The 15602-nt window shown below is 35.4% G+C and carries 13 protein-coding genes; 7 read left to right on the top strand and 6 right to left on the bottom strand.

Annotated elements, in window-relative coordinates; translation table 11 throughout:
* Positions 1 to 186: 186 nt before the first annotated feature.
* The 5 genes from surE to ACJJVT_RS19130 all read left to right on the top strand — a co-directional run bounded on the left by surE (position 187) and on the right by ACJJVT_RS19130 (position 5059).
* Positions 187 to 960, top strand: a complete 774-nt coding sequence (gene surE / locus ACJJVT_RS19150) for a 5'/3'-nucleotidase SurE (RefSeq protein WP_299322481.1) — start codon at positions 187 to 189, stop codon at positions 958 to 960.
* A 45-nt stretch (positions 961 to 1005) separates the two neighbouring features.
* A complete protein-coding gene (locus ACJJVT_RS19145; RefSeq protein WP_299322476.1) occupies positions 1006 to 1290 on the top strand; it encodes a hypothetical protein in 285 nt (94 codons plus the stop codon).
* A 1-nt stretch (position 1291) separates the two neighbouring features.
* Positions 1292 to 2413 carry a lipid-A-disaccharide synthase gene (lpxB, locus tag ACJJVT_RS19140; RefSeq protein WP_405400852.1) on the top strand — a complete coding sequence of 374 codons (1122 nt, stop codon included), beginning with the start codon at positions 1292 to 1294 and terminating at the stop codon, positions 2411 to 2413.
* Between the two features lie 68 nt (positions 2414 to 2481).
* Positions 2482 to 3045 (top strand): C40 family peptidase, encoded by a 564-nt coding sequence (locus ACJJVT_RS19135; protein ID WP_405400851.1) that lies wholly within the window; start codon positions 2482 to 2484, stop codon positions 3043 to 3045.
* A gap of 1 nt (position 3046) precedes the next feature.
* Positions 3047 to 5059: a ComEC/Rec2 family competence protein gene (locus ACJJVT_RS19130; RefSeq protein ID WP_405400850.1), complete on the top strand. Its 2013-nt coding sequence runs from the start codon at positions 3047 to 3049 to the stop codon at positions 5057 to 5059.
* Positions 5060 to 5065: 6 nt separating this feature from the next.
* Here ACJJVT_RS19130 and ACJJVT_RS19125 read toward each other — a convergent pair whose 3' ends face one another.
* Together ACJJVT_RS19125 and ACJJVT_RS19120 are read right to left on the bottom strand one after the other, a co-directional pair.
* Positions 5066 to 6598, bottom strand: a complete 1533-nt coding sequence (locus tag ACJJVT_RS19125) for a peptide MFS transporter (RefSeq protein WP_299800622.1) — start codon at positions 6596 to 6598, stop codon at positions 5066 to 5068.
* A 15-nt stretch (positions 6599 to 6613) separates the two neighbouring features.
* Positions 6614 to 8779 carry a S9 family peptidase gene (locus ACJJVT_RS19120; protein ID WP_405400849.1) on the bottom strand — a complete coding sequence of 722 codons (2166 nt, stop codon included), beginning with the start codon at positions 8777 to 8779 and terminating at the stop codon, positions 6614 to 6616.
* A gap of 211 nt (positions 8780 to 8990) precedes the next feature.
* Between ACJJVT_RS19120 and ACJJVT_RS19115 the strand changes: the two genes are divergently transcribed.
* On the top strand, positions 8991 to 10307 hold the full coding sequence (locus ACJJVT_RS19115; protein WP_405400848.1) for a hydroxymethylglutaryl-CoA reductase, degradative: 1317 nt from the start codon (positions 8991 to 8993) through the stop codon (positions 10305 to 10307).
* Between the two features lie 7 nt (positions 10308 to 10314).
* A complete protein-coding gene (locus ACJJVT_RS19110; RefSeq protein ID WP_405400847.1) occupies positions 10315 to 11223 on the top strand; it encodes a GYDIA family GHMP kinase in 909 nt (302 codons plus the stop codon).
* A 54-nt stretch (positions 11224 to 11277) separates the two neighbouring features.
* On the opposite strand, the gene ACJJVT_RS19105 is transcribed toward ACJJVT_RS19110, so the two are convergent.
* The 4 genes from ACJJVT_RS19105 to lptC all read right to left on the bottom strand — a co-directional run bounded on the left by ACJJVT_RS19105 (position 11278) and on the right by lptC (position 15602).
* Positions 11278 to 13395: a peptidylprolyl isomerase gene (locus ACJJVT_RS19105; protein ID WP_405400846.1), complete on the bottom strand. Its 2118-nt coding sequence runs from the start codon at positions 13393 to 13395 to the stop codon at positions 11278 to 11280.
* A gap of 110 nt (positions 13396 to 13505) precedes the next feature.
* The gene (locus ACJJVT_RS19100; protein ID WP_405400845.1) at positions 13506 to 14792 is read right to left on the bottom strand and encodes a hemolysin family protein; all 1287 of its coding nucleotides are present in this window, start codon (positions 14790 to 14792) and stop codon (positions 13506 to 13508) included.
* The gene (locus tag ACJJVT_RS19095; RefSeq protein ID WP_299322438.1) at positions 14792 to 14998 is read right to left on the bottom strand and encodes a hypothetical protein; all 207 of its coding nucleotides are present in this window, start codon (positions 14996 to 14998) and stop codon (positions 14792 to 14794) included. Before ACJJVT_RS19095 ends, ACJJVT_RS19100 begins: the two co-directional genes overlap by 1 nt.
* Positions 14991 to 15602 carry an LPS export ABC transporter periplasmic protein LptC gene (lptC, locus tag ACJJVT_RS19090; protein WP_299322435.1) on the bottom strand — a complete coding sequence of 204 codons (612 nt, stop codon included), beginning with the start codon at positions 15600 to 15602 and terminating at the stop codon, positions 14991 to 14993. Before lptC ends, ACJJVT_RS19095 begins: the two co-directional genes overlap by 8 nt.

Here is a 15602-nt window from a genome sequence, read left to right as displayed (position 1 = left end):
TATCTTTTACTTTCCTTTTCAATATCTCCGAATTTGAGGGTTGTAAGCAACATTAAAAGTTACTTAAACCCCTAAGGTAAAGAAAAAACCATGCCAATTAAATGTGCTTAGAACTAATTTTTTGTTAAACGGCATTTCGGGCTTATCATATTTAAAAACGTATTTTTACTACAGAAAGTATATGATATGGAAAAACCACTGATTTTAATAACGAATGATGACGGAATTACTGCGCCTGGTTTACGCATGTTAATCACGATAATGAAAAAAATAGGCGATGTAGTTGTCGTAGCACCTGACAGTCCGCAATCTGGCATGGGTCATGCAATTACCTTAGATACTGCCCTTTTTTCTAAAAAAATGAAAATCGATCTAGACCAAGATGGTATTGACGAATATAGCTGTAGCGGTACACCTGCAGATTGTGTAAAATTAGCGCTTCAAGAAATACTACCAAAAAGACCCGACATTTGTGTTAGCGGCATTAATCACGGCTCTAATTCTTCAATTAATGTTATTTATTCAGGTACTATGAGTGCTGCGGTAGAAGCTGGTATAGAGGGAATTCCTGCTATTGGTTTTTCGTTATGTGACTATAGCTGGAATGCTGATTTTGAGCAAGCTCATGATTTTATTCACAGTATTGTCTCCCAAGCTTTAACCAACGGAATTCCAAAAGGTACCGTGTTAAATGTAAATATACCTAAGCTTACCAAAAATGAGATAAAAGGTATTAAGGTGTGCAGACAAGCAAAAGCAAATTGGAAAGAAAAGTTCGATAAGCGAACTAATCCCATGGGTAAAGATTACTATTGGCTTACCGGTGAATTTGAACTACTCGACAAAGGCGAAGATACCGACGAATGGGCATTAGCAAATGGTTACATTTCTGTTGTGCCTGTACAATTCGATTTAACTGCCCATCATGTAATTCAAGAATTGAATACTTGGGAGCTTTAGGAAAACACAGTTTAAAGATTTAATTATTACGCACAACTATTTTAAATGAATACTAAAAAAGAAATTCTAATAGGTTTTATAGTAGGCATCATTGCAAACACGCTTGGTACATTACTATACATTCTTATATTTTCAGAATTAAGCATTGCCGAAACTTTTGAAGCCGCTGTTAACCAAGAACATGTTGGCAGCCTTTTGGCATTAGGCGCCATTCTAAACTTAGTTGCTTTTTTCGGATTTCTAAGAATTAAGAGAGATAATAGAGCTAAAGGGGTTTTGATTGCTACCATATTAACCGCTTTCGCAATTCTTTACTACAAAGTATTTTAAAATGAAATACTACATAATTGCAGGCGAAGCTTCTGGTGATCTTCATGGCTCTAATTTAATTAAGGCTCTGAAAAAACAAGACCCGAATGCCGACATTAGATGTTGGGGCGGAGATTTAATGCAACAAGCTGGCGGAACTTTAGCCAAACACTATAAGGAATTGGCTTTCATGGGATTTCTTGAAGTTCTTTTGAACTTAAACTCCATTTTCAAAAACATAAAATTCTGTAAGCAAGACATAGTAGCCTTCAACCCAGATGCTATAATTTTTATTGATTACTCAGGATTTAATTTACGAATTGCTAAGTGGGCAAAAGAAAACAACTTTCTAACCAACTATTACATTTCTCCACAGATTTGGGCTTCTAGAGAAGGTAGAATCGAGAAAATAAAAGCTACGGTTGACCACATGTATGTGATTCTCCCTTTTGAGAAAGATTTTTACGAAAAGAAACACAATTACCCGGTCAACTTTGTAGGACACCCTTTACTAGACGCCATTGATAATAGACCAGAATTAAACGAAAGTCTATTTAGATCAGAGAATGGCATAAATCCAAACAAACCAATTATAGCCTTACTTCCTGGCAGTCGAAAACAAGAAGTTCAAAAAATGCTTTCTTTGATGCTTTCTTTAACCAACGACTTTGCTGAATATGAATTTGTTATTGCAGGTGCACCAAGTTTAGACAAAGAATTTTACGCTGCTTTTCTTACCAATGCGAATGTAAAATTCATTCAAAACAAAACTTACGATTTACTTTCTATATCAACTGCTGCCTTAGTTACCAGTGGTACCGCCACTTTAGAAACTGCTTTGTTCAAAGTACCACAGGTGGTCTGCTACAAGGCAAACTGGATTTCTTACCAAATTGCAAAACGTATTATCACTTTAGAATATATTTCTTTGGTAAACCTTATCATGAAAAAGGAAGTAGTTAAAGAATTGATACAAGATGATTTCACGAAACAGAATCTAAAAAAGGAACTGACCCTAATTTTAGATGGTGAAGCAAGAACTAAACAACTGGCTTCTTATGATGAGCTAATTGCTAAATTGGGTGGTTCTGGAGCTAGTGCCGAGGCTGCTTCGCTTATCATTGCAAATGCTAAAGTTTCATAGCTTTATTAATTTTAAAAAATAATTCTATAATTTTGGAGTTACACGTACTACAGGGTACACTCTATTTTATGCGAATATTACCATACTTTTTAATCATTTGCTTTTTAGCCAGTTGCGGAGTCAAAAAGACAAGCACTTCTGACAAGGAGCGTAAAATATCTGTTGCTGCAGCAAATAATGCCAGAACAGGTAATGTTGCCCAACCTACAAGAACTGAAGAAAGAAGAGTAATAACTTCTTCATCGAACACAAAGGCTGACGAGATTATCAACACCGCCCTTTCATTTTCTGGAACACGTTATAAGTTTGGTGGTACCACCAAAAAAGGAATGGATTGCTCTGGTCTGCTATATATTTCTTTTGGTGAACATGATGTGCAACTGCCTAGAACTTCTATTCACATGGCGGAAGAAGGGCATCGTGTTACGGTTAAAAATGTAGAGAAGGGCGACTTACTATTTTTTAAGACTTCAAGAGGTTCTAAACGTATTAACCATGTAGGTATGGTTGTCGGTACAGACAATAACGAAATTACATTTATACACGCATCAACATCTCGTGGCGTTACCGTTTCATCTTTACGAGACGGATTCTGGAACCAAGCATTCGTAAAGGCTACAAGAATATTATAGCATGAAGCTCTTAGCGTTTATTCCTATCAGATTAACGCTCTTACTCATCCTTGGAATCTTAATAGGTTACTTTTTTTCCTTTAACTTATTATATACGCTTCTCCTCACCGTTTTTCTTTTTCTGTTACTTGCTGCAATTTTCTTTTTTGAGAAGAATACAAAATCGGTTTTATTTGGAACCATTGCCGCGCTAACATTTGTATCATTAGGCGTCTACAGTTATACTGCTGCACAACCCATAAATCACAACAGTCATTACAGTAATCACCAAAGCACCAAGAACGAATTATGGACGCTAAAGATTAAAGAGGTTCTAAAACCTAATCAGTTTTCGACCCGCTATTTTGCCACTGTAAAAAATATCGAGAATGAGCATGTAAGTGGCACTATTCTTCTCACCATACCCAGAGATTCAGCGAATTTAAGCTTAGCTATCGATGATGAATTTGTAACCTATACCGAAGCTAAAGCTATTTCCTTTCCGTTAAATCCACATCAATTTGATTATAAAAAATATTTGGAGAATCTAGGTGTATATCATAGTATACAAATAGAACATGATAAGCTTGTGAAAATTAAAAGTTCGCAAACTACCCTTCTCGGCATCGCTGCAAGAGCTAGAAATCATATTATTAAAAAACTTGATAAAGAAAATTTCGGAGCAGATGAATTAGGAGTCATACAAGCACTATTACTTGGGCAGCGTTCAGATATATCAGAAGAAACGTATACCAACTATCAGAAAGCGGGTGCCGTGCATATTTTAGCAGTATCTGGACTACACATTGGTATTCTACTTTTAGTAATTCAATTTTTATTGAGTCCGCTAAAAAACATCCCTAATGGGCGAACCCTTATTTTAATTCTATCGGTTCTCTTTTTATGGGTTTTTGCCTTTATTGCTGGGTTGTCTGCTAGTATTATTCGTGCAACCACCATGTTCACTTTTGTGGCTTATGCACTGTATTTAAATAGACCTAGTAACACCTTCAATATACTTGCGCTTTCCATATTATTTATTCTACTATTCATCAATCCGAATTTATTGTTTCAAGTCGGATTTCAAATGAGTTATGCTGCTGTTTTTGCCATACTTTGGATTTTCCCCTTACTTAAACAATTATGGTTTCCGAAGAATAAAGTGGTACGATACTTTTGGCAACTGCTTTGTGTTAGCATCGCCGCGCAATTAGGTGTTTTACCTATTAGCTTATTTTATTTTCATCAATTCCCAGGATTGTTCTTTGTTTCGAATTTAGTAATTGTGCCTGCTTTAGGATTGATTCTAGGTATGGGCATTTTAGTGATTGCATTATCATTATTAAATTGGCTTCCCTCTCCATTAGCATGGTTTTACAATGAAATTATTGGTTTAATGAATAGCTTAATAGCTTGGGTGGCAAAACAAGAAAATTATATTTTCAGTGCTATCTCTTTTGATTTTATTCAGCTGTTATTAAGTGTTTTGGTTCTGGTAATGGGCATAGAACTTTGCACAAAATTCAACTACAAACGAATAGTTTTCTTCTTATTAAGTATTCTATGTTTTCAAGGTTATACAATCTATCAGGAATATGAAGCTCAAAACAAGTCGAAAGTATTAGTGCTTCATCAAACGAGAAAGAGTCTCGTTTTTAACAGAAATGGAGTTGATTTATCCATCCTAACAAATTCAAATAACACTCCGGATTATTTAATTTCGGAACACAAAACTGCTGAACGTATAGATTCTGTTCGATATGATTCTTTAAAAAACAGCTATACTTTTGAAGATGAATTGCTTTTGATAATTGATAGTGCGGGAATTTATCCGAAGTCGGCATCCAATAAAATTCTACTAATACAATCACCGAAAATTAATCTCGACAGATTGCTCGATAGCATCAACCCAAAAGTAATTATCGCAGATGGTAGTAACTACAAAAGCTACATTGCTCGTTGGGAAGCTACTTGTATAAAAAATAAAATCCCTTTTCACTATACTGGCGAAAAGGGAGCTTATTATTTTGAGTAGTGTAAATTAATGCACCTTACCCATTAACTTTTTAATTAACGGTGATGCTAAAAGAACTATAGCACCCGCACCTAAAGCATATTTTGCAATAAGCATAAAGCCATCTGTATATACAGTTAAAGTTGCAAATCCGCTTACATCGCCATCTGTACTTTCGATAGCTAGTTGTTTTCCAATAAAACCTACAATCTGAAATGCAAATGCAGATGATAAAAACCAAACACCCATAATAAAGGCGATTAAACGCATTGGTGCTAAATCGGTCATTTTAGATAAGCCTACTGGTGACATAAACAGCTCACCAACCGACAATAAGAAATACATTAACAAAAGGTATGTAAAAGGAACAAATCCGCTTTCATTGGCGCTACCACCACTTAATGCTAAAACATAAAAACTGATACCGGCAAAAAGTAATCCTAATCCGAATTTATAAGGAGTTCTAGGATTCCAATTTTTCTTGCTTAACCAAGTCCACATCATGGAAATCGGAATAGCCAAGATAATAATGAACATAGAGTTTAATGAATTAGTTTGTGCCGCAGACATGATACCATCTAAATCAATATTTCTAGCTGCAAACAAGGTAATAACACTACCAGATAACTCATGGAAACCCCAGAATATGGTCATGAAAAAAGTTAGCAATACAGCTACGAACAGCTCTTTTCTCTCCTTAACATTTGCCTTAAACATCTCATATGCTAAATACGCCAATACTGCAATACCGATACCTGTAAAAATCACATTAACGATATTCTGATCTGCGAACATTCCATCTGTAGCAATCGCTTTATAAGATGACAATAATAGTGCTATTAATGGCGCTGCCAATACAGCAAGTACAGGCACAAGAATACCTTGTTTAACACCAAGTACTTTTTTTTCTAATACATGCTCATTAGGTGGCAAGCCTCTATCTCCAAAAACGTTTGCTTGTATACCTCTCCAAAAAACAATTAGACCAGTTAACATACCAATACCTGCTAAACCAAAACCATAGTGCCAACCATAGGTAGCCGCTAGCCAACCACATAAAAGTGGAGCAACCCAACCACCAATATTAATACCCATGTAGAAAATGGTAAAACCAGAATCTTTTTTGGGATCTCCTTTTTCATATAACGTACCAACAAATGTGGAAATATTTGGCTTAAAAAATCCGTTACCTACAATGATCAATGATAGCGCCAAGAAAAAAGCAATATCATTTTCAACAGCCAGAACAAAGTGACCTATAGACATTAAGATTCCCCCTAAGAAAATGGAATTTCGCATCCCTAAAATCTTATCCGATAATTTCCCCCCAATAACCGTAGAGGCGTAAACCAATGAACCATAAGAAGAGTAAACAGCTGCTGTTGCATAATCTCTTTCTGCCAAGGCTTTAAAGATTACATCAATCATGTAAAGCGTCAGCAACGCTCGCATACCGTAGAAGCTAAAACGCTCCCACAACTCTGCAAAAAATAAGTAAAATAAACCCTGCGGGTGTCCAAAAATCTGTTTTTGGTCTGAAATTTCAGTACTTTCAGTCATAGTTCAATTAGTTAGTTATAATTTCTCTTTTATGAAATTGGTCATTTTGTTATAAAGGTGAATTCTAGTGTTTCCACCGTAAATTCCATGATTTTTATCTGGATAGATTCCCCAATCGAATTGCTTGTCAGCCTGAATTAAAGCTTCTATCATACGCATAGAATTCTGTACATGTACATTATCATCACCAGTACCATGTATCAACAAATAATCACCTTTTAATAACTGCGGGTAATTAAATGGTGAGTTGTCATCATAACCACTTGGGTTTTCTTGCGGAGTTTGCATGTAGCGCTCCGTATAAATAGTATCATAAAAAGCCCATGATGTAACAGGCGCAACAGCAATTGCCATTTCAAAAGTATCATTACCTTTTAAAATACAATTCGTTGACATAAAGCCACCATAGCTCCAACCCCATATACCAGTTCTTTCTTCATCTATATACGGTAACTCACTCAATTTTTTAGCAGCGGCTATTTGGTCTTCTACCTCGTATTTTCCTAATTCTTTTTGAGTAACTTTTTTGAAATCTCTTCCTTTGAATCCGGTTCCACGACCATCAACACAAGCAACAATATACCCTTCAGCTACTAACATTTGGTGCCAGTAATCATTAGCGCCCATCCAACTATTGCTCACATTTTGTGAACCGGGACCACTATACTGATACATAAATAAAGGATACTTTTTTGAAGGATCAAAATCTTTTGGTTTAATCATATACATATTAAGATCATTGCCATTAATAGCAATTGTAGAGAACTCTTTTGGACTAACAGCGTACCCTTCTAACCTCTTCAATAATTGACTATTGTCTTTTATATCTTTAACCTTCTTACCATTAATGGCTTGATGCAAGGTATATACCTGAGGCATTTCTGCACTAGAGAATGTATTAATGAAATATGTAAAATCAGTACTAAAAGATGCATTATTAGCTCCTTTAGTTACTGCTAAACCTTTTTTATCATCACCACCGCTGCTAATATTATAGACCCCACGGTTTATAGACCCATTTTCAGTTGATTGATAGTAAATTTTATCTTCGTTTTGGTCGTAACCGTAGTACTTGGTTACTTCCCAATCACCTTTTGTAATCTGGTTCATTAAACTACCATCTTCCCCATAAAGGTAAATATGGTTATAACCATCTTTTTCGCTAGTCCAGATAAAGCTATCATCTTCTAAAAATGTTAGGTTATCTGTAATATCAACATACGCATCATCTTTCTCTTCTAATAGAACAGCCACTTCACCTTTTTTTGCATTCACCGCATACATGGTCAAATGATTTTGATGCCTGTTCAAGGTTTGGACACTCAACATATTTTTATTGTTCATCCATTTAATACGCGGAATGTAATTTGCATTATTGGTATTTACTGCAGAAATCGCTCCACTTGCAACATCTAAAAGATGCAACGTCACTATAGAATTATTCTCGCCAGCTTTTGGATATTTAAATACATGTTGTTGTTGATATAATCCCGTTCCATAAACATCCATAGAAAACTCTGGAACATTGGTTTCATCAAAACGTAAAAAAGCTATTTTAGAACCATCGGCATTCCATTCGAAAGCACGAACAAAAGCAAACTCCTCTTCATAAACCCAGTCGGTAACGCCATTGATAATTTTATTTGTTACTCCGTCCGTAGTAATCTGCTTGGTTTCACCCGAACCCAAATTAAAAATGTAGATATTATTATTCTTTACATAAGCCACTTTACTGCCGTCTGGTGACAATAACGGTTCTTGTATTTTGTCTGCACTAACTTTCACTACTTTTTTTGTAGCTATATCGTACACATAAAAAATACCTAATGTAGAGTGTCTAAAAATAGGCTCTACTTCTGTAGATAATAAAATCTTTTTTTCATCTGAACTGAAGTCATAAGATGAAAATGAAGGAATATCTGCTAAATCTGCAGAAGAAACTACTGTCCCTACTTTTTCTAATGTTTTGTAATCGTATTTATCAACCGTAGTAATCTGGCTGAACCTATTCGAATTAAGAACCGTATACTGGGTGCCATTCTTCATGGATCTAAGGGCATCCATCCCTTCTGTTCTAAAAGCGCCTTGATATATTTCAGCAACTTCAATCTGTTTTTCCTGTGCCCAAGTAATTGCGGTGAACGAAAGTAAAATCAACGCAAATAAGTGTGTTTTTCGCATAAAAATTTGAATTTTGTTAAATCTCTCAAGTTTACCACTATTTCCTCAAAAAAACACGCTTTAAGGTGAAAAAGAAAGCGCTTTTAACGCTTTGCCTTAAGAAAATAGATTCTTGCCAATATGCTTATCTTTACAACCGTAAAAATGTGTAGTATTTTTCTAAATCTAGACCTTTACATAACATTGAATATTAGTTGAAAGTTATACCTAAATGACCAAGCCAATAAGCGGTTTCTCCAAGCTTACGAAAGAAGAAAAAATAGATTGGGTCACCACTAATTACACCCAAAACGCAACGCAATCAAAGAAAATATTGCAAACCTATTGGAATGAAAATTCTAGTATTCAGCAATTACATGATGAGTTTATCGAAAATACACTCACCAATCTTTATATGCCCTTAGGCATTGCCCCTAATTTTTTAATTAACGAAACGCTTTATGCCATACCCATGGCTATTGAAGAAAGTTCGGTTATTGCAGCTGCTAGTAAAGCAGCGAAATTTTGGCTAAACAAAGGCGGATTCAAAGCTGAGATTATAGGCACCGAAAAAGTAGGTCAAGTTCATTTTATTTTTAAAGGGGAAGCAACGAAGCTGAATTCCTTTTTCACCTATGTAAAACCTATTTTACTTGCCGAAAGTGCCTCTTTGACTACTAGCATGGAAAAAAGAGGCGGTGGTATTTCTGATATTATTCTCAAGGATAAAACTAGCGAACTAGAAAATTACTTTCAACTACACGCCACTTTTCAAACGAAAGACGCCATGGGCGCTAATTTCATAAATAGCTGCTTAGAACAATTTGCGGCTACATTGAAAAAAGAAGCTGCCAATTATGATGACTTCTCAGCCCTAGAGAAAGATGTGGAAGTTGTGATGAGCATACTCTCTAACTATGTACCCAATTGTACTGTTCGCGCCGAGGTCAGCTGCCCTGTTGAAGATTTAAAACTAACAGCAGAATTAACACCACAACATACCGCAGAAAAAATTATACAGGCGATTAAAATCGCTAAAGTAGAACCATATCGCGCGGTTACACACAATAAAGGAATCATGAACGGCATTGACGCCGTGGTTCTAGCTACAGGAAATGACTTTAGAGCAGTAGAAGCCGGTGTACATGCATATGCTTGTAGAAATGGTCAATACAGCAGCTTAACACATGCCGAAATTAAAAACGGAATTTTTAGATTCTGGATTGAACTACCATTAGCACTGGGAACTGTTGGCGGACTCACAAACCTGCATCCGTTAGTGAAGTTAAATATGGAGATACTTCAACGACCATCTGCAGAAGAACTCATGCAAATTGTAGCGGTCGCAGGACTAGCACAAAACTTTGCCGCAGTTAGTTCTTTGGTTACTACCGGAATTCAAAAAGGACATATGAAAATGCACCTGCTGAACATATTAAACCAATTAGGTGCAAATGAAAACGAAAAAACTACATTGGTCGAGTATTTTAAAACCAACCCTGTTACGCACCACGGTGTAGAAATTCAACTAAGTAACTTAAGAAAGTAAGGTATCTATGAAAGAATTTTATAGTAATGGAAAATTATTGCTCACAGGTGAATATGCCATTCTTGACGGTGCAAAAGGTTTGGCCTTACCTACATCTTTCGGACAATCATTAAAACTTAGAAATAAAAATTCTGAAACCATTCACTGGTTTAGTGTAGACGAGAATGACGACACTTGGTTTTATGCTGAATTTTCTAAGTCAGATTTTAAAACTATTAATACAACTGACGAAGCCGTTTCAGATAGATTACAACAGATATTGACTGAAACGCAAAAGTTGAATTCTGAGTTCTTATCACGTATTTCTACATATAGTGTAATTGAAGCTAAAATTACCTTCCCTAAAGACTGGGGCTTAGGTACTTCTTCTACGTTGATTGCAAATATGTCTACATGGGCAAATGTTAATCCGTATGAATTATTAGAAGCTACATTTGGCGGCAGTGGTTATGATATTGCATGTGCCACACATAATACCGCTATTACCTACCAAAGAAATGGTTTTGAACCCAAAATAAACGAGGTGATTTTTAATCCGGATTTTAAGGGTGAGCTATTTTTTGTTTATCTAAACCAGAAAAAGAATAGTAGAGATGCCATTAATAGCTACCGTAGTTTAGACATTAACAAAGAGGCTCTTATCACCAAGATTGATGCTATAACCGATAACATTCAAAAGAGTGCTGCCATAGCTGAGTTTGAAGGTTTATTGAACGAACACGAAGCTATTTTATCAGAAACGCTTCAAATACCTACTATTAAAGCAGCTCTTTTTTCTGATTATTCCAGAACTATTAAGAGCTTAGGAGCCTGGGGTGGCGATTTTGTGCTAGCCACAGGTACCGAAGATGATATGCAATACTTCAAGAAAAAAGGTTACAATACTATTCTCCCCTACTCAAAAATGATACTATAAAAAAAAGAGCATCCAAAATGGATGCTCTTTTTTTTATAAATCTTAAAATAACTACTAGTAGAAAGCAGCTCTTTTATCTTCTATTTCCGAACCGTCTTTTAACGCGTTGTATACTGCAGTGTTCACACGGCTAGCTGCTCCTGTTTTTAAAGTATTAGCATATACACTGTAGTTATCTAATTTCGGAGCTTCTGTCTTCTTCACGATTTCAATTTTGAAAACACCCGTGTTTCCTTGAATCAACCCTGAAGTTGCACCAGCAGCCATTCCGTAAGCAGTACCTACTACAACTGGTTCACTACCTGCACCAGGTATTGTTGGAGACTTCACTGTTAACGCAGAACCATTTGAAATACTTACACCGTTATCAGATGCAATAGCACTCATATCTTTACCCTTGTTAGCCGCTATTATTTGAGCTGCCTTACGTTCTTTTCTGATAATAGGTAAAACAAGTACAGAAGCATCTTCAGCACTCATTACACCTTCAGCATAACTACCTGTCAACTGAACTACAGCATAACCGTTGTTAATGTTGAATCTCTTTACATCGCCAACTTTAGTATCACCATTAAAAGCCCATTGAACAATGTTTCTTTGATTTGTTAAACCAGGAAGATTTTCATCTAAAGCCTTAATCTTATTTACCGGACGAACTACATATTCATCTTTCTTAGCCAATGTTGAAAATGCACTTTCATCATCTGTAGTTTCCATTTCAAATTTAGTAGCACTTGTAAACAATGTATTTATTGTTTCTTCTGATGCAACAATTTCTCTTGAGATCGTAGCAACTTGAACTACATCTTCTTTGTCATCTATTTTGATAACGTGAAAACCGAAATCAGTTTCAACCAAACCAATTGACCCTTCATTATTATTAAAAGCAAAGTCATTGAATTTAGGAACCATAACTCCTTTTTGGAAGTATCCTAAATCTCCACCGTTTGGTGCAGATGGTCCGTCTGAGTTATCTCTTGCCAACTCTGAAAATACTACTCCAGATTTCTTAGCCTCTCTTAATAATTCTTTTGCTTTAGCTTCAGCTTCTTCTTTTGTTCTTGTTACAGCAGGGTTAGCTCTAGTTGCACCTGCGTAAGCCAATAGAATATGACTAGCTTTTACAGAACCATTTGGCTTTCTAGCGATCATTTTAGAAATCTTATAAGAATCTCCATCTTTATAAGGACCGTAGATTTGACCAACATTTAAACTCATCAATGTATCGGCAACACTAGAAGGCAAATTCTTTTTTGCTTTAAAGATAGTATCAAACTTAGTGTCTGAATACCTATCTAAAAATGAAGTAACATCTTTTGTATTTCTAAAACCTTTAATAGTATCGTTACGATCTGTTTGAGAATTGTACTCAACTGTATCATCTAAAAGTTTAGTGATCTCAGCTTTAATAGCAGCTTGATCAGCTTCAGATGGTTTTTCTTGAAAATATACATATTGTAAATCTCTAGCAGGATCTTGCTTATATTCCTCTTTATGCTTACTTACATAATCAGCAATTTCACTTTTATTAACAGAAATAGTACTATCGGCAATTGAAGTATAAGGTACTCTTACGTACTTTATGTCCATTTTTTCGTTAGCCAACTTATAATCTAACTCACCTTCTTTCAAAGTAGCACCAACACCAGCTCTTACCATATTAAAGTAAGTCTGCTCTTTTGCCAATTCAATAATTTCATCTTCTGTTTGCAACCAAGCTTCGTATTGTGCAGGGTTGTTTACTTTCCAATCTGCTACAGTCTGTCTAAACATGTTAGCATCGAACTGACCGTTCTGATCTTGAAACTGAGGATTCTGTGCATAACCGGTAGTTCTAAGAAAATCAACAATTTGATCTTGCTCAATACCAATACCTAAATCTTCAAATTGCTCCCCTAAGATTGTCTTTCTTACTTTATTTTCCCAAACTTGGTTTACAACCTGCATAGATGATGCTGTTGGACCAACTCTATTTGAAGCTACTTCAACTTCTCTTCTGAATTCATCAATAGAAATATCTTCTCCATTAATTTCAGCTACTGATGAGCCTACTTTTTCTCCTCCAAAATTGCTACTGGTAAAAACCCCAGAAATAACAAATGCAAAAAGTGCTAAACCTATTATCAAGATCAACACTGTTGTACGTTTCCTAATATTTTCTAATACTGCCATTCTAATTAACGTTTAAAATAATCGTTTGTGGTTATTGGGAGGCAAAACTACCATTTTTAATTGAAATAATAAAAACTAAAAAGACTCCTAATTTATTGATTGATGCACTGTTATTCCTCTTCCAAAACTTCTATCGAAATCAAATCGATTTTGGTGTTAGAAACTTCTAGCACAGTAAACTTATAAGACGCTATGGTAAGCTCTACTTCTTTATCTGGAATTTCCCCTAGGGTATGCACCAAAAGACCACCTAAGGTCTCATATTCATCTGATACCGGAAGATTTAATTTATGATTTTCATTAATATCATCAACTTCTAATCTTGCAGAGAACAAAAAGTGACGTTCATCAACTACTTCTTCTCTTAAATCTGTAGTATCATGTTCATCTTCTATCTCTCCAAATAACTCTTCTACAATATCTTCGACCGTTACAAGACCCGAAGTACCACCATATTCATCTAAAACCACTGCTATACTCTTGCGTTTTTTGATCAACACGTTTAGTATATCTTGAATTAGCATTGTTTCTGGCACAAACTCTACAGGCAACAAAATGCTTTTAATTGTCTTTGGCTTCTTGAACAACTCATAAGAATGCACATAGCCAATGACATTATCTACCGTGTCATTAAATACTAATATCTTGGAGTAGCCTGTTTCTGTAAATATCTTAGCTAAGTTTTTCGGACTCTCATACATTTCTACAGCTACGATTTCAGTTCTTGGAACCATAACCTCGCGGGCTTTTACAGCCGCAAATTCTAATGCATTCTGAAATATCTGTATTTCGGTATCTACCTCATCTTCCTCCTCTATGGTTTCCATCTGTTCGGTAATATAATCACCTAACTCTAGTTTACTAAAGGCGAGTTGCACTTCATCACCCGATGTTCCAAAAACATATTTCAATATCAAATCAGAAATCCAAATAATGAAATCTGATATAAACGAGAATAATATGTAAAATAAAAATGCAGGGATTGCCAATAACTTCAACAGGTTATTTGCATAAATCTGAAAGAGCACCTTTGGCAAAAATTCTGCTGTTATTAAAATAACGAAGGTAGAAATAAATGTTTGGGTCAACAGACTAAAATCTGTTATCAACAACTTTAAAAGAGCATTATCTGGCACAATACCCGCAAACCAATTCATAAGTACTTCGCCCATGAAAAGACCATAAATAACTAGGGCTATATTGTTACCAATAAGCATGGTCGCAATAAACTTAGATGGTTTTTTGGTTAATCTAGTTAATACCCTAGCCAAAAAGCCTTCTTGTTTTTTCTCTATTTCAATATGGATTTTGTTCGCAGAAATAAAGGCAATTTCCATTCCTGAGAAAAATGCTGAAAAAATCAAGGAAAGTATAATGATAATACCGGCTGTACCCACTATTTGTTTTGATTATCCCGTTTACGTTGTTCGAATTTTTTTCTGTAGTTTCTTCTAAACAAGAACATACCTATAGATACTATAGCAAAAAATATGAAAAAATAAGCCATACTTCTATCTGTATTCCAATCTGTAAAAATTCTAAAAATTGAAAAACCGGCTACTATAACATACAAGTACTCTGTATACCTTAAAATATTAATCATTCTCTTGTTCTTTATCTTCTTTTATCAACATAAGACCGTAGGTTTTATGCGCATTCAAAAACTTAAGGTCTTTCTGAATATCCATTCCCTCACCATCCATCACCGTTCCATCATCAGGATTGGTAAATGTAAATTTCTCTTGCGTAAATGCCCATTCATTACCGCGATCATAATACAATTGAGATGTTGCTAATTTCTTACCATCATCACTTTTTATAAGCACATTACCGCGCAAATCTACGATAGAAGTCTTAGAGTACAACACCCCGTAGTCTGCTTCTATTGTTGTTTTTTCATTTTTTTCATTAAAAATCTCTACCAATAAGCCTTCTGGAAAGGTTTGATATGGAAAAGACAGCTGCTCAAAATCGTTTCTTATAGGTCCTGATAGCACCGCCATAACTCTAGAAGATCCCTCATCTTCAGAGCCTAATTTTTCAGGAGATTCGGTATAAGTGGCCACGAAGTTTTCTGCTACACTTCTAGGAAAAACTTCCTTTACCGCTTCTTCACCAACTCTCTTGTAATCATCTTTACAAGATAAAAAAAGCATTGCCATGGTACATACCACGGCAATGCCTTTAAAATTTTTAATCTGTATCAT

Origin of the sequence: Maribacter sp. Asnod2-G09 (genome assembly GCF_045063795.1) — a bacterium.
Classification (GTDB): Bacteria; Bacteroidota; Bacteroidia; order Flavobacteriales; family Flavobacteriaceae; genus Maribacter.
This window is presented reverse-complemented; position numbering and strand designations above follow the sequence as displayed.